This window comes from Kitasatospora sp. NPDC006697 (genome assembly GCF_042869935.1).
Taxonomy (GTDB): Bacteria; Actinomycetota; Actinomycetes; order Streptomycetales; family Streptomycetaceae; genus Kitasatospora.
In genome coordinates, this window is record NZ_JBIAGU010000007.1 from 241,376 (window position 1) to 260,719 (window position 19,344).

Annotated in this window: 16 protein-coding genes; 3 read left to right on the forward strand and 13 right to left on the reverse strand. The window is 74.3% G+C overall.

Annotation, left to right across the window (positions count from 1 at the left end):
* Nucleotides 1–102: 102 nt before the first annotated feature.
* From ACFYNO_RS12695 to ACFYNO_RS12720, 6 genes are all read right to left on the reverse strand, one after another.
* A complete protein-coding gene (locus ACFYNO_RS12695; RefSeq protein WP_388009842.1) occupies nucleotides 103–723 on the reverse strand; it encodes a TetR/AcrR family transcriptional regulator in 621 nt (206 codons plus the stop codon).
* Nucleotides 724–810: 87 nt separating this feature from the next.
* Nucleotides 811–2,391, reverse strand: a complete 1,581-nt coding sequence (locus tag ACFYNO_RS12700) for an AMP-binding protein (RefSeq protein WP_388009979.1) — start codon at nucleotides 2,389–2,391, stop codon at nucleotides 811–813.
* Between the two features lie 127 nt (nucleotides 2,392–2,518).
* Nucleotides 2,519–3,685 carry an acyl-CoA dehydrogenase family protein gene (locus ACFYNO_RS12705; RefSeq protein ID WP_388009845.1) on the reverse strand — a complete coding sequence of 389 codons (1,167 nt, stop codon included), beginning with the start codon at nucleotides 3,683–3,685 and terminating at the stop codon, nucleotides 2,519–2,521.
* A complete protein-coding gene (locus tag ACFYNO_RS12710; protein WP_388009982.1) occupies nucleotides 3,682–5,622 on the reverse strand; it encodes an acetyl/propionyl/methylcrotonyl-CoA carboxylase subunit alpha in 1,941 nt (646 codons plus the stop codon). Before ACFYNO_RS12710 ends, ACFYNO_RS12705 begins: the two co-directional genes overlap by 4 nt.
* A gap of 14 nt (nucleotides 5,623–5,636) precedes the next feature.
* Nucleotides 5,637–7,235, reverse strand: coding sequence for an acyl-CoA carboxylase subunit beta (locus ACFYNO_RS12715; RefSeq protein ID WP_388009848.1), 1,599 nt, complete (start codon nucleotides 7,233–7,235; stop codon nucleotides 5,637–5,639).
* Nucleotides 7,232–8,974: an acyclic terpene utilization AtuA family protein gene (locus tag ACFYNO_RS12720; RefSeq protein ID WP_388009850.1), complete on the reverse strand. Its 1,743-nt coding sequence runs from the start codon at nucleotides 8,972–8,974 to the stop codon at nucleotides 7,232–7,234. Before ACFYNO_RS12720 ends, ACFYNO_RS12715 begins: the two co-directional genes overlap by 4 nt.
* A gap of 612 nt (nucleotides 8,975–9,586) precedes the next feature.
* On the opposite strand from ACFYNO_RS12720, the gene ACFYNO_RS12725 reads away from it, so the two are divergent.
* On the forward strand, nucleotides 9,587–10,264 hold the full coding sequence (locus ACFYNO_RS12725; RefSeq protein WP_388009853.1) for a hypothetical protein: 678 nt from the start codon (nucleotides 9,587–9,589) through the stop codon (nucleotides 10,262–10,264).
* A gap of 208 nt (nucleotides 10,265–10,472) precedes the next feature.
* Here the strand turns inward: ACFYNO_RS12725 and ACFYNO_RS12730 are convergent, their stop codons facing one another.
* Nucleotides 10,473–11,204, reverse strand: a complete 732-nt coding sequence (locus tag ACFYNO_RS12730; RefSeq protein ID WP_388009856.1) for a Clp protease N-terminal domain-containing protein — start codon at nucleotides 11,202–11,204, stop codon at nucleotides 10,473–10,475.
* A 304-nt stretch (nucleotides 11,205–11,508) separates the two neighbouring features.
* Between ACFYNO_RS12730 and ACFYNO_RS12735 the strand changes: the two genes are divergently transcribed.
* Nucleotides 11,509–12,105 (forward strand): hypothetical protein, encoded by a 597-nt coding sequence (locus tag ACFYNO_RS12735; protein ID WP_388009859.1) that lies wholly within the window; start codon nucleotides 11,509–11,511, stop codon nucleotides 12,103–12,105.
* 58 nt (nucleotides 12,106–12,163) lie between these two features.
* Here the strand turns inward: ACFYNO_RS12735 and ACFYNO_RS12740 are convergent, their stop codons facing one another.
* The 4 genes from ACFYNO_RS12740 to tdh are packed head-to-tail and all read right to left on the reverse strand — an operon-like array spanning nucleotide 12,164 to nucleotide 16,364.
* On the reverse strand, nucleotides 12,164–13,084 hold the full coding sequence (locus ACFYNO_RS12740; protein ID WP_388009862.1) for a Gfo/Idh/MocA family protein: 921 nt from the start codon (nucleotides 13,082–13,084) through the stop codon (nucleotides 12,164–12,166).
* Between the two features lie 52 nt (nucleotides 13,085–13,136).
* Nucleotides 13,137–14,054, reverse strand: a complete 918-nt coding sequence (locus ACFYNO_RS12745) for a LysR family transcriptional regulator (protein WP_388009865.1) — start codon at nucleotides 14,052–14,054, stop codon at nucleotides 13,137–13,139.
* 46 nt (nucleotides 14,055–14,100) lie between these two features.
* Nucleotides 14,101–15,294: a glycine C-acetyltransferase gene (locus ACFYNO_RS12750; protein WP_388009868.1), complete on the reverse strand. Its 1,194-nt coding sequence runs from the start codon at nucleotides 15,292–15,294 to the stop codon at nucleotides 14,101–14,103.
* Between the two features lie 38 nt (nucleotides 15,295–15,332).
* Nucleotides 15,333–16,364: an L-threonine 3-dehydrogenase gene (gene tdh / locus ACFYNO_RS12755; protein ID WP_388009871.1), complete on the reverse strand. Its 1,032-nt coding sequence runs from the start codon at nucleotides 16,362–16,364 to the stop codon at nucleotides 15,333–15,335.
* A 255-nt stretch (nucleotides 16,365–16,619) separates the two neighbouring features.
* Here tdh and ACFYNO_RS12760 point away from each other — a divergent pair, with 255 nt between their 5' ends.
* Complete coding sequence (locus ACFYNO_RS12760; RefSeq protein WP_388009874.1) at nucleotides 16,620–17,261, forward strand: GNAT family N-acetyltransferase; 642 nt, start codon at nucleotides 16,620–16,622, stop codon at nucleotides 17,259–17,261.
* A 22-nt stretch (nucleotides 17,262–17,283) separates the two neighbouring features.
* Here the strand turns inward: ACFYNO_RS12760 and ACFYNO_RS12765 are convergent, their stop codons facing one another.
* Both ACFYNO_RS12765 and ACFYNO_RS12770 read right to left on the reverse strand, forming a co-directional pair.
* Entirely contained in the window at nucleotides 17,284–18,057 is a 774-nt protein-coding gene (locus tag ACFYNO_RS12765) for an enoyl-CoA hydratase/isomerase family protein (protein ID WP_388009877.1), read from the reverse strand.
* Nucleotides 18,058–18,140: 83 nt separating this feature from the next.
* Nucleotides 18,141–19,319 carry an 8-amino-7-oxononanoate synthase gene (locus tag ACFYNO_RS12770; protein WP_388009880.1) on the reverse strand — a complete coding sequence of 393 codons (1,179 nt, stop codon included), beginning with the start codon at nucleotides 19,317–19,319 and terminating at the stop codon, nucleotides 18,141–18,143.
* Nucleotides 19,320–19,344 lie beyond the last annotated feature (25 nt).

Sequence of the window (19,344 nt, forward strand, 5' to 3'; positions counted from 1 at the left end):
GGCGGCAACCACCCGGCGGCTCGGCTGTGTGTCGGCTCGCTACCTAGGGTGCCTGCTGTCGGGCCCGGAGGCGACCGGGGGTGACCGGGGGTGACGGTGCGGTCAGCCGGCGGCGCCCTCGTCCAGAGCGGCCTGCAGCATCGCGGTCCACTGGCGCAGCACGCCGGTGCGGCGGGCGGTGTCGTCGGTCAGCAGGTTGGCCAGGCCCAGGCCGCGGGCCAGGTCCAGGGTGGCCTGGACGGATTCGCGTACTCCGGGGGTGGCCTCGTCCAGGCCCAGGAACTCCAGCGCGGCCCGGTGCGACTCGCGGCCGACCCGGTTCTCCAGGGCGACGATCCGCTCGCGCAGCGGGTCCTCGGTGGCGGCGGCCGCCCAGAGCTGGAGGGCGGCGCGGAAGAGCGGGCCGGTGTGCAGCCGGACGATCTGCTCGACCACGGCCGCGGTGCGGGCCGGGCCGGGCGGCGGCAGCTCGCCGGCGTCGGCCCGCACCGCGGCCAGCCGCTCGGCGGCGACGTGTTCGACGGCGGCGGTGAAGAGGTCCTCGCGGGTCGGGAAGTGGTGCTGGGCGGCGCCGCGGGTGACGCCGGCCCGTTCGGCCACCACGGTGACGGTGCTGCCGTTCCAGCCGAGCTCGGCCAGGCAGTCCACGGCCGCCTCCAGCAGCCGGCGGCGGGTGGCGCGGCTGCGGTCCTGCTGCGGGGTCCTGCGGGCGGCGGTGGTCATGGTGCGGGGTCCTTCGTGCTCGGTGCCCGGGACCGGCGCCCCGGGCACCCGCATCCTCGCAGACCGGGGGCGGGGCGCCGGGTCCGGCTACTTCCCCCGCAGCTCGCGGCGGAGGATCTTGCCCGCGGCCGACTTCGGGACGGCGTCCAGGAAGACGACCTCGCGGACCTTCTTGTACGGGGCGACCCGCTCGGCGACGTAGGCCATCACGGCCTCGGCGTCCAGGCCGGCGCCGGGGGCGCGGACCACGAAGGCCTTGGGCCGCTCGGTGCCCTCGGCGTCGGTGGCGCCGATCACGGCGGCGTCGGCTATCCCGGGGTGGCCGAGCAGCAGGGCCTCCAGCTCGGCGGGGGCGACCTGGTAGCCCTTGTACTTGATCAGCTCCTTGACCCGGTCGACGATGTGCAGGTAGCCGCGGTCGTCGAGGAAGCCGATGTCGCCGGTGTGCAGCCAGCCCTCGGCGTCCACCATGGCGTCGGTGTCGCTGGGCCGGCCGAGGTAGCCCTTCATCACCTGGGGGCCGCGGATCAGGATCTCGCCGGTCTCGCCGGTGCCGAGCTCGGCGGCGGAGCCGTCGGTGGTGATCACCCGCAGTTCGGTGGAGGCGATCAGCACGCCGACCGAGCCGGCCGAGGGCTGCGGGTCGGTGAGCAGGTCGACGGCGCAGGCCGGGGAGAGCTCGGTCAGGCCGTAGCCCTGCTGGATGTGCGGCTGGCCGAGCCGGGCGGCGCAGGCGGCGGCCAGGTCGGCGTCCAGCGGGGCGGCGGCGCTGAGCACGTAGCGCAGCGAGCTGAGGTCGAAGCGGTCCACCACCGGGTGCTTGGCCAGCGCGAGCACGATCGGCGGGGCGACCAGCAGGCCCTCGATCCGGTGCTTCTGGATGGCCGTCAGGAACTGCTCCAGGTCGAACCTGGGCAGCACCACGACCACGCCGCCGGCCCGCAGCGGGCGGTGCATCAGCATGGTCAGCGCGTAGATGTGGAAGAACGGCAGCACGGCCAGCATCCGCTCGCCGACGTAGGGCGGGCGGACCACGTCGACCTGGTTGAGGTTGGTGCCGATCGACTGGTGGGTGAGCATCACGCCCTTGGGCAGGCCGGTGGTGCCGCTGGAGTAGGGCAGCGCGGCCACGTCCGTGGCGGGGTCGATCACCGGGGCGGGCACCGGTGCGGTGGAGGCGGCCAGGTCGCCCAGGGTGCGGTGGCCCTCGATGTCGGTGCGGGGCGTGAGCTCGGTGCGGAAGATCCCGGCGAGTTCGGGGCCGCCGGGGGCGGCGGTGGCGGCGAACGCGACCGGCAGCAGGACCGGAGCGCTGATCAGCCAGCGGGCACCGCTGTCGCGCAGCTGGCCGGCCAGCTCCTCGGGGGTGGCCAGCGAGGAGACGGTGGTGAGGATGGCGCCCGCCTGGCTGATCGCGTAGACGGCGACGGGGTAGGCGATGGAGTTGGGGCTGTGCAGGGCCACCACGTCGCCCTGGGCCACCCCGGCCTCGGCCAGGCCGGCCGCGACCTGCCGGACCAGCTCGGCCAGTCCGGCGTGCGTGAGGGTCTCGCCGGTCAGGCCGTCGATCAGCGCGGGCAGCTCACCGTACTCCGCGGCGTTGCCCAGCACGGTCTCGTGGAGCGGCAGTTCGACGATCGGGATGTCGGGGAACTCGCTGCGGAACACCATGGCGTCTCCTGCTGATCGGTGGGTCCGGCCCGGCCCGGCTCGCGCGTGCGGCGGCGCCGCCGGTCGCCGAAGGTGCTACCCCGGTCACCGGCGGCCACACGCGTGCGCTGATCTTATGGTCAGATCAGTACGACCGGGGGAGGCCGAGGCTGTGCTGGGCCACGTAGTTGAGGATCATCTCCCGGCTGACCGGGGCGACCCGGCCGACCCGGGTGGCGCTGAGCAGGGCGGCCAGGCCGTACTCCTGGGTGAGGCCGTTGCCGCCGAGGGTCTGCACCGCCTGGTCGACCGAGCGGCTGGCGGCCTCGCCGGAGGCGTACTTCGCCATGTTGGCGGCCTCGCCCGCGGCCAGGTCGTCGCCGGCGTCGTAGAGGTGCGCGGCCTTGCGCATCATCAGCCGGGCCAGCTCGACCTCGATGTGGCACTGGGCGAGCGGGTGGGCCAGGCCCTGGTGGGCGCCGATCGGGGTGTCCCAGACGGTCCGGGTCCTGGCGTACTCCACGGCGGTGTTCAGCGCCTGCCGGGCCACCCCGAGGGAGAACGCGGCGGTCATGATCCGCTCCGGGTTGAGGCCGGCGAAGAGCTGCTGCAGGCCGGCGTTCTCCTCGCCGACCAGCGCCTCGGCGGGCAGCCGCACCTCGTCCAGGAAGACCTGGAACTGCCGCTCCGGGGAGACCAGTTCCATCGGTATCGGGCGGTACTCGAAGCCCTGGGCGTCGCGCGGCACGATGAACAGGGCGGGCTTGAGCTTGCCGGTCCGGGCGTCGGCGGTGCGGCCGACCACCAGCACGGCGTCGCTGCCGTCGATGCCGGAGATGAAGACCTTGCGGCCGTTCAGCACCCAGTCCTCGCCGTCCCTGCGGGCGACGGTGGAGAGGCGGTGCGAGTTGGAGCCGGCGTCCGGCTCGGTGATGGCGAAGGCCATCCGGCGGCTGCCGTCGGCCAGGGCCGGCAGCCAGCCGCGCTTCTGCTCCTCGGTGCCGAACCGGGCGATGATCGTGCCGCAGATCGCCGGGGAGACCACCAGCATCAGCAGCGGGCAGCCGACCGTTCCCAACTCCTCCAGCACGATCGAGAGTTCGTAGACCCCGGCACCGCCGCCGCCGTACTCCTCGGGCAGGTTGACGCCGAGGAAGCCCAGCTTGCCGGCCTCCCGCCAGAGTTCGTCGGTGTGCTCGCCGGCCCGGGCCTTGGCCAGGAAGTAGCTGGAGCCGAAGCGCCGGCCCAGGTCGCCGACGGCCTGGCGCAGGGCGATCCGCTCGGGGGTCTCGATCAGTGGGCTCTCGGTCATGCGGAGTGCTCCTCGGTGGTGGTGTCGGTGTCGTCCGGGCGCAGCACGGCGAGCACGGCGCCGAGTTCGACCTGCTGTCCGGCGGTCGCGCGCAGTTCCGTGAGCAGCCCGTCGGCGGGGGCGCTGACCAGGTGCTCCATCTTCATCGCCTCCAGCCAGAGCAGCGGCTGCCCGGCGCCGACCCGCTCGCCGACGGCGGCGCCGAGCCGGACCACGGTGCCGGGCATCGGTGCCAGCAGCGCGCCGGGGAGCTGCTGGACGGTGGGTTCGGGGAAGCGCGGCACCAGGGTGAAGGCGTGCGCGTCGGCGGCGGTGTCGACGTACACCTCGCCGCCGTGCGCGGCGACCGCGAAGGTGTGCCGCACGCCGTCGAGTTCGAGCACCACCCGGTCGGCGGCGGCCGCCAGCAGCCGCACCCCGGGGTGGTCCTCGGCCCGCAGGCCGTCCCGGGTCTGCCGGTAGCGGACCGTCAACTCCTGGCCGTCGGCGGTGCGGTAGCACTTCTGCTGGGGCTGCGAGGGCAGATTGCGCCAGCCGGCGGGCAGCGCGCCGCGCCGGCCGACCGCGTCCGCCAGGGCGGCGGCCAGCGCGGCCAGCGGGCGGCGCTGCTTGTCCTGCGGTGCGGGGGCGAGCAGTTCGGGGTCGGCGAGGAAGGCGGTGTCCACCCGGCCGGCCAGGAAGGCGGGGTGGCGCAGGGCCCGGACCAGCAGCTCGCGGTTGGTGGTCAGGCCGTGGATCCGGGCCCGGGTGAGGGCGGCGGCGAGCTTGCGTGCGGCGGCGGACCGGGTGGGGGCCCAGGCGATCACCTTGGCCAGCATCGGGTCGTAGTGCACGGTGACGGTGCTGCCGCTCTCCACCCCGGAGTCCACCCGCAGGCCCTCGCCCGCGGGCAGCTCGAAGTGGTGCAGGGTGCCGCTCTGCGGCTGCCAGCCGGCGGCCGGGTCCTCGGCGTAGAGCCGGGCCTCGATCGCGTGGCCGCGCGGGGCCGGCGGTTCGGCGGGCAGTGCCTCGCCCTCGGCGACGGCCAGCTGCAGGGCCACCAGGTCGAGCCCGGTGACCAGTTCGGTGACCGGGTGCTCCACCTGCAGCCGGGTGTTCATCTCCAGGAAGGAGAACCGGCCGTCGGGTCCGAGCAGGAACTCGGCGGTGCCGGCGCCGGTGTAGCCGATGGCGCGGGCGGCGGCGGTGGCCGCGGCGGCCAGCTCGGCGCGCAGCGCCGGGTCCAGGCCGGGGGCCGGGGTCTCCTCGATCACCTTCTGGTGCCGGCGCTGCAGCGAGCAGTCGCGCTCGCCGAGGGCCCAGACCGTGCCGTGGCTGTCGGCGAGCAGCTGCACCTCGACGTGCCGACCGGTCGGCAGGTAGGGCTCCAGGAAGACCTCGCCGTCCCCGAAGGCGGCCGCCGCCTCGGCCCGGGCCGCCGCCAACTCCTCCTTTAGCTTGGGGAGTTCACGGACGATCCGCATGCCGCGGCCCCCGCCGCCGGCGGCCGCCTTGACCAGCAGCGGCAGGTCGGCGGCGGTGGCGGCGGCCGGGTCGACGGCGGTCAGCACCGGCACCCCGGCGGCGGCCATCAGCCGCTTGGCGGCGGTCTTGGAGCCCATCGCGGCGATCGCCTCGGGGCTGGGGCCGATCCAGGTCAGCCCGGCGGCGAGCACGGCGCGGGCGAACTCCGGGTCCTCGGAGAGGAATCCGTAACCGGGGTGGACGGCGTCGGCCCCGGCGGCGAGCGCGGCGGCCACCAGCAGATCGGCGCGCAGGTAGGTGTCGGCGGGCGCGGCGCCGGGCAGCCGCACGGCGGTGTCGGCCTCGCGCACGTGCGGGGCGTCGGCGTCCGGGTCGGAGTGCACCGCGACGGTGGCGATGCCCAGCTCCCGGCAGCTGCGGAAGATCCGCCGGGCGATCTCGCCGCGGTTGGCGACCAGCAGGGAAGCGATCATCATCTGTTGGTCCCTCACATCCGGAAGACGCCGTAGCCACGGGCCCCTTGGACCGGGGCGCTGTGGATCGCGGACAGGCACAGGCCCAGCACGGTGCGGGTGTCGCGCGGGTCGATCACCCCGTCGTCGTAGAGCCGGCCGGAGAGGAAGGCGGGCAGCGACTCGGCCTCGATCTGCTGCTCCACGGCGGCCCGGATCGCCGCGTCGGCGGCCTCGTCGTAGGGCTGGCCCTTGGCGGCGGCGGACTGCCGGGCGACGATCGACAGCACCCCGGCGAGCTGCTGCGGGCCCATCACGGCGGACTTGGCGCTCGGCCAGGCGAACAGGAACCGCGGCTCGTAGGCCCGCCCGCACATGCCGTAGTGCCCGGCGCCGTAGGAGGCGCCCATCAGCACGGACAGGTGCGGCACGGTGCTGTTGGCCACCGCGTTGATCATCATCGCGCCGTGCTTGATGATGCCGCCCTGCTCGTACTCCTTGCCGACCATGTAGCCGGTGGTGTTGTGCAGGAAGACCAGCGGGATGTCGCGCTGGTTGGCCAGCTGGATGAACTGGGCGGCCTTCTGCGACTCCTGGCTGAACAGCACCCCCTGGGCGTTGGCCAGCACGCCGACCGGGTAGCCGAAGAGGCTGGCCCAACCGGTGGCCAGGCTGCTGCCGTAGAGCGGTTTGAACTCGTCGAAGTCGGAGTCGTCGACGATCCGGGCGATCACCTCGCGCGGGTCGAAGGGCACCTTCAGGTCGCCGGGCACGATGCCCAGCAGCTCCTCCTCCTCGTACCGGGGCGCCGGCGCGGCCGGGTCCGGGCCGGGGCCGGCCTTGCGCCAGTGCAGCCGGTGCACGATCCGGCGGGCCTGGCGGATCGCGTCGGTCTCGTCCAGCGCGAAGTGGTCGGCCAGGCCTGAGCCGCGGGCGTGCATCTCGGCGCCACCCAGCGACTCGTCGTCGCTCTCCTCGCCGGTGGCCATCTTGACCAGCGGCGGGCCGCCGAGGAAGACCTTGGCCCGCTCCTTGACCAGCACGGTGTGGTCGGACATGCCGGGCACGTAGGCGCCGCCGGCGGTGGAGTTGCCGAAGACCACGGCGATGGTGGGGATGCCGGCGGCGGAGAGCCGGGTGAGGTCGCGGAAGAGCGCGCCGCCCGGGATGAAGATCTCCTTCTGGCTGGGCAGGTCGGCGCCGCCGGACTCGACCAGGTTGACCAGCGGCAGCCGGTTGCGCAGCGCGATCTCGTTGGCCCGCAGCGCCTTGCGCAGCGTCCACGGGTTGCTGGCGCCGCCCCGCACCGTGGGGTCGTTGGCGGTGATCACGCACTCGGTGCCGGCGACGGTGCCGATGCCAGTCACCATTCCCGCGCCGACCGGGTACTCGCTGCCCCAGGCGGCCAGCGGGGAGAGCTCCAGGAACGGCGCGTCCTGGTCGAGCAGCAGCTCGATCCGCTCCCGGGCCAGCAGCTTGCCGCGGGCCCGGTGGCGCTCGGTGTACTTGGGGCCGCCGCCGGCCAGCGCCTTGGCGTGGTCGGCGTCCAGGGCGGCGAGCTTCTCCAGCATCGCCGCCCGGTGCGCGCGGTACTCCGCGCCGCCCGGGTCCAGGCGGGTGGCGAGCACGGTCACAGCAGGGCCTCCGGGATGTCGAGGTGGCGGGAGCGCAGCCACTCCCCCAGCGCCTTGGCCTGCGGGTCGAACCTGGCCTGGGCGGCCACGCCCTCGCCGAGCAGGCCCTCGATGGTGAAGTTGACGGCCAGCAGGCGGGGCAGCAGGTGGCGGGTGACGGTGAGGCCGGCGGTCTCGGGGAGCAGGTCCTTCAGCCGGTCGGTGGTGAGGGTGGCGGCCAGCCAGCGGTAGGCGGGCTCGGTGCGGGTCCAGAGGCCGAGGTTGGCGTCGCCGCCCTTGTCGCCGCTGCGGGCCCCGGCGAGCAGGCCGAGGGGGGCACGGCGGGTGGGGCCCTCGATGCTCGGGAAGTCGACGGAGTCGACGTCCTGCTCCACGGGGTGGCCCTCCGCCGTCACCGGCGCGGGGCCGACCGCATGGCGGCTGCCGTCCGGGTGCACCGCCCAGTGCTCCACCTGCCCCTGCGGCAGGTAGGCGCTGCTGAACACCCCGTACGGCGCGCCGGGTCCGGGCGGCGCGGTGAGGTGGAAGCCGGGGTAGCTCGCGAGCGCCAGCTCCACGGCGGCGTTGCTGACGGCGCGTCCGACCTTCGCCTGCTCCCGGTCACGCACCGTCAGCTGGAACAGCGCGCTGGCCTGCTGCTCCTCGGCCGCGTCCGCCCGCTCGGTGCGCGCCAGCGTCCAGCGCGCCTCGGCCGGGCCGTCCGCGCCGAGCACCGGCGCCAGCTGCTCCTCGACCATCGCGGCCTTGGCCTCGATGTCGAGGCCGGTGAGCACGAAGACCACCTCGTTGCGGTAGCCGCCGAGCCGGTTCAGCCCGACCTTGAGCGTCGCCGGCGGCGCCTCCCCGCGCACCCCGCTGATCCGCACCCGGTCCGGCCCCTGCTGCTCCAGCCGCACGGTGTCCAGCCGGGCCGTGACGTCCGGGCCCAGGTAGCGCGGCCCGCCGGTCTCGTAGAGCAGCTGCGCGGTGACGGTCCCGGTGGTGACCGCCCCACCGGTGCCCGGGTGCTTGGTGATCACGCTGCTGCCGTCGGCGTGCAGCTCGGCGAGCGGGAAGCCGGGGCGCCGGGTGTCGTGCTCGGTGAAGAACGCGTAGTTGCCGCCGGTGGCCTGCGCCCCGCACTCCAGCACGTGCCCCGCCACCACGGCACCGGCCAGCGCGTCGAAGTCCGTCCGCCCCCAGCCGAAGTGCGCGACGGCGGGCCCCACCACCAGCGCGGCATCGGTCACCCGCCCGGTCACCACCAGGTCCGCCCCGCCCCGCAGGCACTCGGCGATCCCGAACGCGCCCAGGTAGGCGTTGGCCGCCAGCAGTCCGGCGGGCTCGGTGAACTCCCCGGCCCGCCCGAGCAGGTCGTCCCCGCCGACGTGCCCGACCGCCAGCCCGATCCCGAGCTTGCCGGCGAGCGCGCCGACCGCCTCCGCCAGCCCGGCGGGATTCACCCCGCCGGCGTTGACCACGATCTTCACCCCGCGCTCCACGGCGAGCCCCAGGCACCCCTCCAGCTGCCGCAGGAACCCCTTGGCGTACCCGAGCGCCGGGTCCTTGGCCCGGTCCCGCGCCAGGATCAGCATCGTCAGCTCGGCCAGGTAGTCCCCGGTCAGCACGTCCAGCGGCCCGTCGGTGAGCATCTCGCGGAACGCCGAGAACCGGTCCCCGTAGAACCCCGAGGCGTTTCCGATCCGCAGCGGCGGCGGCTCCCCGACAGGCGTACTGGCAACAGCTGCGGTACCGGGCATGCGACGGCAGCCCCTCTCTGACGCGGTGCGCGGGTCCAGATGATGGTGGGTCAGCCGGGCGAAAAAAGCAATCACGCGTGCTTGTTTTTGGGGCGCTGCCCCGCGGACGCGTCCGGGGCACGCCTCGGGACCCTCCGCCACCTCATCACGGTCGGCAGCGGTCCGGGGGCAGCGCGGCGGCAGGCGCGGAACGGGGATAATCGAAGATGTTCGACAGTGTTCTCCGCCGGTGAAAAAAGTGTGCCTTTTGCTGCGCAGAGCCTTGCTGCGCCGACGCCTCGTCATTAATGTCCACTGACAAGCGCTTCGACACTTCGCGCCTGCGGTCGGCAGGCCCGGGACGTGAAAAGCAGAGAACACCGTTCCCGCGGTTCTCGAGTGCGCCGCATCGACGACACGCGCCCCCACCTTCGCGTGCAGCGCCGTATGCGGGCAGAGCGAAGTGTCGATCAATTGCATGAGCGCCTCGGACGGGGCTGGGCCGCACCCACCCCGTGCCCGGACTCGCCGTCCTCGGAGGGACACATGAGATGGCAACCCCGTAAGTCCATCAGGAGCGCGTCGGCCGGGTTCGGCCGGCCGGCCCTGGTCGGTGCCGTGATCGCCGGGGTCGTGAGCTTCGCGACCCCGGCGCAGGCCCAGGTGTACTCCACCTGCGACCAGTACGGCTCGTACACCCAGGGCACCTGGACGGTCTACAACGACGTCTGGGGCCAGAACCACGGCCAGCAGTGCCTGACCGTCAACAGCATCAAGTCCTGGTCCATCGCCACCACCCAGTCCGGCGGCGGGGTCAAGTCCTACGCCAACACCTCGGTCCAGCCCCGGACACCGCTCGCGCAGCTGAACTCGGCGGGCTTCTGGTACAACACCTCGTCGACTCCCACCTCCGGCAGTGACTACTGGGACTGGACGAGCGACATCTGGTCGACCGGCAACCAGGACGAGATCATGGCCTTCACCAGCTGGAACGGGGAGACCGGCGGCTGGGGGCGGCAGGTCGCCTCCAACGTGACCATCGGCGGCATCCTGTACACGTCGGTCTGGCAGGCCGATCCCGGCTGGAACGTCCTGCAGGCCTTCCCCGCGCAGCAGAGCAACACCGGCACCATCGACGCCTCGGCGCTCTGGCGCTGGGCCGCGTCGCGGAACCTCCTGCGCAACACCACCCTCCAGACGATGCAGTTCGGCATCGAGGTCACCTCGACCAGCGGCGTGCAGAAGCAGTACTCGCTGAACGCCTACAGCGCCTGGTGGAGCAACACCTCCGGGGGCGGGTCGACTATCTAGCCGCAATACGCCGGCGACCCGGCCGCTGAGGGAATTCCGGCCTGCCCGGGCGAACGGTGCGGCTCGTGTGAGCGTGGTTTTCGACGGCCGGCCGAAAGCCGGCCGTCGAATGCCTTGTCGAAACTTTTGTCGAATGCCCCGTCGAATGCCCCGTCGAATACGCCGTCGAGGGCATTGCCGACAGCCCGAAAGCCCCGGAGCCCGGGCCTCACGCCGGCAGGCGGGCCTCCAGAGCGTCGATGCGCGCGATCAGCGGCCCGAGGTGCTGCTCCAGCAGGGCGGCCAGCTGCTCCGGGCCGGGGATCGCCGCCGACTGCGTCGTGGCGCGCAGGTGGACGTAGCCGGCCAGCGCGGCGGCGACGGCGCGGCGGGTGAGGCGCTGGTCGGCGCCCGCGGTGCGCAGGACGGTGCCGGCGGTGCCGTCCGGTTCGGCGATCAGGCCGAGGAGCAGGTGCTCGCAGCCGACGTAGTTGTGGCCGAGCTGGCCGGACTCGGCGACGGTGAGTTCGAGGGCCTGGGCAGCCGGGGCGCTGAACCGGAGGGCGGCGGTGGCGGAGGTCTGGCCCGGTTCGGCGGGGTGGGCGGTGGCGAGGGCCGCGGTCAGGGAGTCCGGGGCGATCTCCAGGGCGCCGAGCACCTGGAGGGCCAGGTTGCCGCCCTCCGCCAGCAGGCCGCCGAGCAGGCGGGCGGTGGAGACGTTGGGCTCGCCGGCCGCGCGCGCCTGTTCCGCGGCGAGGCGGACGGCGGTGCGGGCGCGTGCCGTGAAGCGGGCGAGGACCGGCTCGGCCTCGTCCAGGTCGCGGGTGGCCGCCTCCCGGATCGCCGTCACCTGGCGGACCGCGTGCTCCAGGGCGCGCTGGCAGATCGGCGAGACCGACAGGCCCGCCTCCCGCACGGCGTCGGCGAGGTCGTCGGGGAGGTACACGTTGATCTTGGGCATGGCCGCTGCCTCCATCGGGGCGGGTTCCGAACGGACGCCATCAGTTCTACCCCTCCTGGGGTCATGGCGATATAACCCCACTCATGGACGGCAAAGCTTCGTTCTTGCGGCGCTTGGAACTGGCTGGGAGCCAGGTGGGAACCGGCCTGCCCAAGAGGCCTGAAAGCGGTGTGATCCGGGCGCCCGGAACGACCCGCGAGACCGGTGACCGGAAGGAAGCTCCCAGGAAGGCCCAGGGATTCCCAACGACCGTGCGGGAGAGTCGGCCCCGACGTGAACCACCGAAGACCAGGAGGCACCGGCCTTGTCCCGGACCACCATCCGCACCGTCGGAGCCGCCGCGCTGCTCGCCGCGGGCCTGCTGCTCACCGGCTGCTCGTCCTCGTCCGGCAGTGCCACCGCCGCCTCGACCGGCGGCGCGGCGGCCTCGCCCAGCGCCTCGGACGGCAAGGGCGCGGGCATGGCCGCGTACACCGACTGCCTGCGCCAGCACGGCGTGGCCATCCCGACCGGCCGGCCCAGCGGGCGCCCGACCGACCGGCCCACCGACCGGCCGAGCGGCAGCCCGGGCGGCGGTGGCGGCGGCTTCTTCGGCGGCGGCTCCGCCGACCCGGCCCGCCAGGCCGCGATGCAGGCCTGCGCCTCGCTGCGCCCGCAGGGCGGCAGCGGCCGGGGCGGCAACGGCGGCTTCAACAGCACGGCGATGCAGGCCTTCACCAGCTGCCTCAAGGACCACGGCGTGACGCTGCCGGCCAGCGGCGGCCTGCGCGCGCTCAACACCGCGGACCCCAACACCGCCGCCGCCTACAAGACCTGCGAGCCGCTGCTGCCGGCCCGCGGCTCCGGCACCCCCTCCGCGCCCGCGAGCGACCAGGCCTCCCCCTCGCCCGCCGCTTCCTGAGCGCGCGGCGGCCGGGACCCCTCCCGGCCGCCGCGACAACCTCGGGTCCGGGGCCCGGCTACTCGCCGATCCGCTCCACGATCAGCTCGCACAGCTCGTGGGTGCGCAGCGCGTCGGTCGCGTCGAGCGTCCGGCCCGCCCGCACGGCGTCCAGGAAGGCCGTCACCACCTGCTCGATGCCGCGCTGGCGGGCCACCGGCACCCAGTCGCCGCGCCGGCGCACGGTCGGCTGGCCGCGGTGGTCGACCACCTCGGCCAGGTTGCGCACCTCGCGCTTGGAGTCGCCGCCGGAGACCTCCAGCACCTCCTCGGTGGAGCCGGAGAGCCGGTTCATCACGCCGAGCGCCGTGAAGCCGTCGCCCGCCAGGGTCAGCACCAGGTGCTCGACCAGCCCGCCCTTCTTCCGGTACCGGACGTCGACCTGGTCGACTTCTCCCGGCAGCAGGAAGCGCAGGGTGTCGACCACGTGGATGAAGTCGTCGAAGACGAGGGTGCGGGCCCGCTCCGGCAGTCCCTCGCGGTTCTTCTGCAGGATGATCAGATCGCGCGGCCGCTCCAGGGCCTGCGTGTAGCCGGGGGCGTGCCGGCGGTTGAAGCCGACCGCCAGCGAGCGGCCCAGCCGCTCGGCCTGCTCGACCAGGCGGCGGGCCGGCGCCAGGTGGTAGTCGAGCGGCTTGTCCACGTAGACGTCCACGCCCGCGTCCAGCAGCCGCTCGGTGATCGCCACGTGCTGGTCGGTGGCCGCGTGCACGAAGGCGGCCCGGATGCCGGAGCCGATCAGCGCGTCCAGCTCGGTGAAGCGAGCGGGCACCCGGTAGGCGTCGGCCAGCCGGTCCAGCTTGGCCCGGTCCCGGGTCATCAGCCGCAGGTCCAGGCCCGGCAGCGCGGTGAGCACCGGGAGGTAGGCCTTCTGCGCGATGTCGCCGAGGCCGATCACCCCGACCGGGAGCGGCTGGACGGGGGCGGGGGTCGGGGTCACGGCGGGCTCCTGTCGGACGAACGATCTTGAACAGCGGTCAGCCTACGACTCGTCAGACCTCTTCCAGCGCCTGCGCCGCGACACCCAGCGCGTGCAGCACCGGGCGGATCAGCGGATGCTCCTCGGCCCCGCCGCGGACCGCCGCGAACACCTTGCGGGTGGCCAGCTCGCTGTCCACCGCGCGCACCGCGACCCGGGCCAGCTCCTCGCCGCGCAGCGCCGAGCGCGGCACCAGCGCCACCCCCGCCCCGGCCGAGGCCAGCGCGATCACCGCCCGGAAGTCGTCCGAGGAGTGCACCAGCCGGGGCGCGAACCCGGCGTGCTCGCAGGCCAGCAGCACCACGTCGTGGCAGGGGTTGCCGGGGTAGGGGCCGATCCACGGCTCCTCGGCCAGCTCGGCCATCGCCACCGGCCCGCTGCCGTCGGCCAGCCGGTGCTCCAGCGGCAGCACAGCCTGGAACGGCTCGGCGAACAGCGGGAAGCGGGCCAGCCGCTGGTCGTCGGGCCGCGGCGCGCCCCGGTACTCCACGGCCACCGCCAGGTCCGCCAGCCCGTCCAGCAGCATCGGCAGGCTGGCGTCGCCCTCCGCGTCCAGCACCTTCAGCCGCACCCCGGGCGCCGTCCGGGCCAGCGTGCCGATGGCCGGCGCCAGCACCTGGGCGATGCCGGTGGCGAAGGAGGCCACCGTCACCTCGCCCCGGGCGCCCGAGGCGTAGGCGGCCAGGTCGGCCTCGGCCCGCTCGAGTTGGGCGAGCACCGCGTCGGCGTGGCAGACCAGGATCTCGCCGGCCGCCGTCAGCCGGACCCCGCGGCCGTCCCGGGCGAGCAGCGCGTGCCCGGTCTCCTGCTCCAGCGCGGCCAGCTGCTGGGAGACGGCCGAGGGGGTCAGGTAGAGCGCGGCGGCCGCGGCGGTCACCGTCCGGTGGTCCGCCACGGCGCGCAGCGTCCGCAGGCGTCTGGCGTCGATCACCTGGCCATTCTGCCAGGGCGCGGCGCCACCGCTGCCCGGCCCGGGGTCAGCCCTCCAGCGCCGCCCGGGCGTCGGCGAAGGCGGCCACGGCGCGCTCGACGTCCTCGGTGGAGTGCGCGGCCGACAGCTGCACCCGGATCCGGGCCTGGCCGTGCGGCACCACCGGGAAGGAGAAGCCGATCACGTAGACCCCGCGCTCCAGCAGCAGCTCGGCCAGCCGGCCGGCCTTGGCGGCGTCGCCGATCATCACCGGGGCGATCGGGTGGTCGCCGGGCAGGATCTCGAAGCCGGCCTCCGTCATCTTCGACCGGAACAGCGCGGTGTTCGCCCGCAGCCGCTCGCGCAGCTCGTGCGAGGTCTCCAGCAGGTCCAGCACCTTGAGCGAGGCGGAGGCGATCACCGGCGCCAGCGAGTTGGAGAACAGGTACGGGCGGCTGCGCTGGCGCAGCAGCGCGACGATCTCCCGGCGCGCGGCCACGTAGCCGCCGGAGGCGCCGCCGAGCGCCTTGCCGAGGGTGCCGGTGATGATGTCCACCCGGTCCATCACCCCGTGCAGCTCGGGGGTGCCGCGCCCGTTCGGGCCGACGAAGCCGACGGCGTGCGAGTCGTCGACCATCACCATCGCGTCGTAGCGGTCGGCCAGGTCGCAGATCTCGCGCAGCGGGGCGACGTAGCCGTCCATGGAGAAGACGCCGTCGGTGACGATCAGGCGCCGGCGGGCGTCCTGGGTCTCCTTCAGGGCCTGCTCCAGCTCGGCCAGGTCGCGGTTGGCGTAGCGCTTGCGGGCGGCCTTGCAGAGCCGGATGCCGTCGATGATGCTCGCGTGGTTGAGCGCGTCGGAGATCACCGCGTCGCGCTCGTCCAGCAGGGTCTCGAAGACGCCGCCGTTGGCGTCGAAGCAGGAGGAGTAGAGGATGGTGTCCTCCTGGCCGAGGAAGGCCGAGAGGCGCTGCTCCAGCTCCTTGTGCACGTCCTGGGTGCCGCAGATGAAGCGGACGGACGCCATGCCGTAGCCCCAGCGGTCCAGCGCGTCCTTGGCGGCGGTGACCACCTCGGGGTGGTCGGCCAGGCCGAGGTAGTTGTTGGCGCAGAAGTTCAGCACCTCGCCGGGCCGGCCGCCGGAGGTGACCGTGACGGCCGCGCTCTGCGGGCTGCCGATCACCCGCTCCGGCTTGAACAGGCCGGCCTCGGTGATCTCGTCGAGGGTGGACTGGATGGACTCGCGGACGGAGTCGAACACGTGAGGGCTCCTCGGGAGGGTCAGCGGATCGGACGGGCTCAGACGTTCGACCAGTCGAGAATGATCTTGCCGCAGTTGCCGCCGGCGGCCTCGTCGAACGCGGCCTCGAAGTCGGTCGCCGCGTACCGGCCGGTGATCACCGGGGTCAGGTCGAGACCGCCCTCCAGCAGCACCGACATCGCGTACCAGGTCTCGAACATCTCCCGGCCGTAGATGCCCTTGATGGTGATCATCGAGGTGACCACCTTCGCCCAGTCGATCGGGAACTCGTCGGCGGGCAGGCCGAGCATGGCGATCCGGCCGCCGTTGGTCATGTTGTCGATCATCGAGCGCAGCGCCTCGGGGCGGCCGGACATCTCCAGGCCCACGTCGAAGCCCTCGCGCAGGCCGAGCTTCTGCTGGCCCTCCTCGATGGTGTGCTGCGAGACGTCCAGGGCCAGCGAGACGCCCAGCTCGCGGGCCAGCTCCAGGCGGTACTGGCTGACGTCGGTGATCATCACGTGCCGGGCGCCGGCGTGCTTGGCCACCGCGGCCGCCATGATGCCGATCGGGCCGGCGCCGGTGACCAGCACGTCCTCGCCGACCAGCGGGAAGGAGAGCGCGGTGTGCACGGCGTTGCCGAACGGGTCGAAGATCGCGGCCACGTCCAGGTCGACGGGGACCCGGTGCACCCAGACGTTGGAGGCGGGCAGCGCGACGAACTCGGCAAAGGCGCCGTCCCGGTTGACGCCCAGGCCGACGGTGTTGCGGCACAGGTGGCGGCGGCCGGCCAGGCAGTTGCGGCACTTGCCGCAGACCAGGTGGCCCTCGCCGCTGACCAGGTCGCCGGCGTTGATCTCGGCGACGGCCGAGCCGGTCTCCACCACCTCGCCGACGAACTCGTGACCGATCGTCATGGGCGTGCGGATGGTCTGCTGGGCCCAGTTGTCCCAGGTGCGGATGTGCAGGTCGGTGCCGCAGATGCCGGTCCGCAGGACCTTGATCAGCACCTCGTCCGGGCCGATCTGCGGCACCGGGACCTCGGTGAGCCAGAGTCCGGGTTCGGCGTGCTTCTTGACGAGTGCCTTCACGGCAGCGGCTCCTGGGCGGGTGTGCGGAGGTGAGGGTGGGCCCGGCGGGGTTCGTACGGGCGCAGTGCCGAACCGGACGGCAGCAATCTGCCTGGTGGGAGCGGGTGCGGTCCATCGAGGAATTCTTAACGGCGGCGACAGCTGGGCTTCACGATGGTGCCCGAGCAGGGGGCCGACCGGCTCGCCACCATGCCGGGCCTCACCCGCACGGGCGATCCTTCCTCGAGCGGACCGAGGGCGCCTATGGTGTTGATCATGGACTTGACGACGATCCTGGCAGCCGCGGCGCGCGGCGAATTCCCGCCCGCGGACGGCGGGGTGACGGTGGTGCCGCAGCCCGGCGAGCGCGAGGCCGGGGTGCTCTCCTTCACGGCGCACGCGGTGGTCTTCACCGACCAGGACCCGCGGTGGGTGCGGTCGGCCGTCGCCGCCTCCTCGCACGACCCGTTCGCGGCGCCGCTCTGCCCGCCGTTCCTGATGGCCTTCGCGGAGCGGATCGGGCGGCGGATCGGCAACACCGACCTGCTGACGGTGGCGCCCCGGCTGGCCGGGCCGCCGCCGCTGGAGCTGGCGGAGATCGCCGACCGGGAGCACCCGCGCGTCGTCCGGGCGCTGCGGTTCCGCGACGAGGTGCGGGTCTGGCAGGCCGACGGCGGCATGGTGCTGCTCGGGCGCGGGGTGGCCGGGCGCTGGGAGACGGCCGTCGAGGTGGACGGCGGTGCGCAGGGGCGCGGCCTGGGCCGGGCGCTGGCGCTGAGCGCGCGTCACCTGGTGCCGGAGGGCGAGGTGCTGTGGGCGCAGCAGGCGCCGGGGAACGCGCGCAGCGTGCGGGCGTTCCAGGCGGCGGGGTTCCGCCCGGTGGGGGCGGAGGTGCTGCTCACGGCCGGGGGCTCGTGAGCGGCACCTCCGGGGCGGCGGGTCAGGCGAACTTGGCCTTCCCCGGGCCCTCCTCGACGAAGCTGCGCATGCCGGTCTCGCGGTCCTCGGTGGCGAAGAGGCCGGCGAAGTGCGCGCGCTCGATCGCCAGGCCGGTGTCCAGGTCGCTCTCCAGGCCGCGGTCGATCGCCTCCTTGGCCGCGCGCAGCGCCCAGGCCGGGCCGGCGGCCAGCCGGCCGGCCCAGGCCAGCGCGGTCGGGTAGACCTCCTCGGCCGGGACCACCTGGTCGACCAGGCCGATCCGCAGCGCCTCCTCGGCGTCCACCATCCGGCCGGTGAAGATCAGGTCCTTGGCCTTGCTCGGACCGACCAGCCGGGGCAGCCGCTGGGTGCCGCCGGCGCCGGGGATCAGGCCGAGCATGATCTCGGGCTGGCCCAGCTTGGCGTTGTCGGCGGCGATCCGCACGTCGGCGCAGAGCGCCAGCTCGCAGCCGCCGCCGAGGGCGTAGCCGGTGATCGCCGCGACCACCGGCTTGGGGATCCGCGCCACGGCCGTGAACGCGTCCTGCAGCGCGCCGCCCCGGGCCACCATGTCGGTGTAGGACATCGCCTGCATCTCCTTGATGTCCGCCCCGGCCGCGAACACCCGCTCCCCGCCGTACACCACCACGGCCCGCACCTCGGCCCGCGCGGCCGCCTCGTCGGCGACCTCCCGCAGCTGGTCCTGCATCGCGACGTCCAGGGCGTTCATCTTGGGACGGTCCAGCCGGATGGTGCCGACGCCGTCGGCGACCTCCAGGGTGACGAACCGGGTCATGAGGGTGCCTCCTGAGTGGTTAACGCTCGTGAACCCGACAGTAGCGGGTGCGGGAGGGCGGCGGTACGGGGCGGGGCGGCCCCCTACACCCGCGGCGCCGTCCGCGCCAGCACCTCCACCGCGTGCGCGATCTGCGCCTCCGTCAGGTCCGCACGGGCCGTCAGGCGCAGGCGGGAGATGCCGTCCGGCACGGACGGCGGGCGGAAGCAGCCCACCGCCAGGCCCGCCGCGCGGCAGTCCGCCGCCCACCGCACCGCCGATTCCGGGGTGGGCGCGAGCACCGAGACCACGGCCGCGTCCGGGGTGCTCGCCTCCAGGCCCGCCGCGCCCAGCCGCGCCGCCAGGGTGCGCGCCACCTCGCGGGCCCGGTGCGCGCGCTGCGGCTCCGCGCGCAGCAGGCGCAGCGCGCCGAGGGCCGCGCCGACCGCCGCCGGGGCGAGGCCGGTGTCGAAGATGAAGGTGCGGGCGCTCTCCACCAGGTGCCGGATCACCCGCTCCGGCCCGAGCACTGCGCCGCCCTGGGAGCCGAGCGACTTGGAGAGCGTCGCCGTGGCCACCACGTCCGGCTCCCCCGCCAGCCCCGCGGCCGCGAGCGCGCCGCGGCCGCCCTCGCCGAGCACCCCGAGGCCGTGCGCGTCGTCCACCAGCAGCGCCGCGCCCGAGCGGCGGGCGGCCGCCGAGAGGCCGCGCAGCGGTGCCGCGTTGCCGTCCACCGAGAAGACCGAGTCGCTGACCACCAGCGCCCGCGGCTCCGCCCGCGCCGCCAGCGCCTCGCCGACCGCCGCCGGGTCGGCGTGCGGGGCCCGCAGCACCTGCGCCCGGGCGAGCCGGCAGCCGTCGATCAGCGAGGCGTGGTTGTAGGCGTCGGAGACGATCAGCGTGTCGGGATCGGTGAGCGCGGTGAGCGCGGCCAGGTTCGCGGTGTAGCCGGAGGAGAAGACCAGCGCCGCCTCCACCCCGCAGAAGTCGGCCAGCTCGGCCTCCAGCTCCGTGTGCAGCGCCGTGGTGCCGGTGACCAGCCGCGAGCCGGTCGAGCCGCCGCCCCAGCGCCGGGCCGCCGCCGCGGCCGCCCCGGTCACGGCGGGGTGCCGGGTCAGCCCCAGGTAGTCGTTGGAGGCCAGGTCGAGCACCGGGTCCTCGGCCGGCCGGCTGCGCAGGGTGCGGGTGAGGCCGGCCCGGGCGCGCAGCTCGGCGGCCTCGTCCAGCCAGTCGAAGACGGCGGCGGGCGCCTGCGGGCGGGCGGTGGTGGTCGGCTCGATCATGGTTCGCACCCTGGCACGCCCGCCC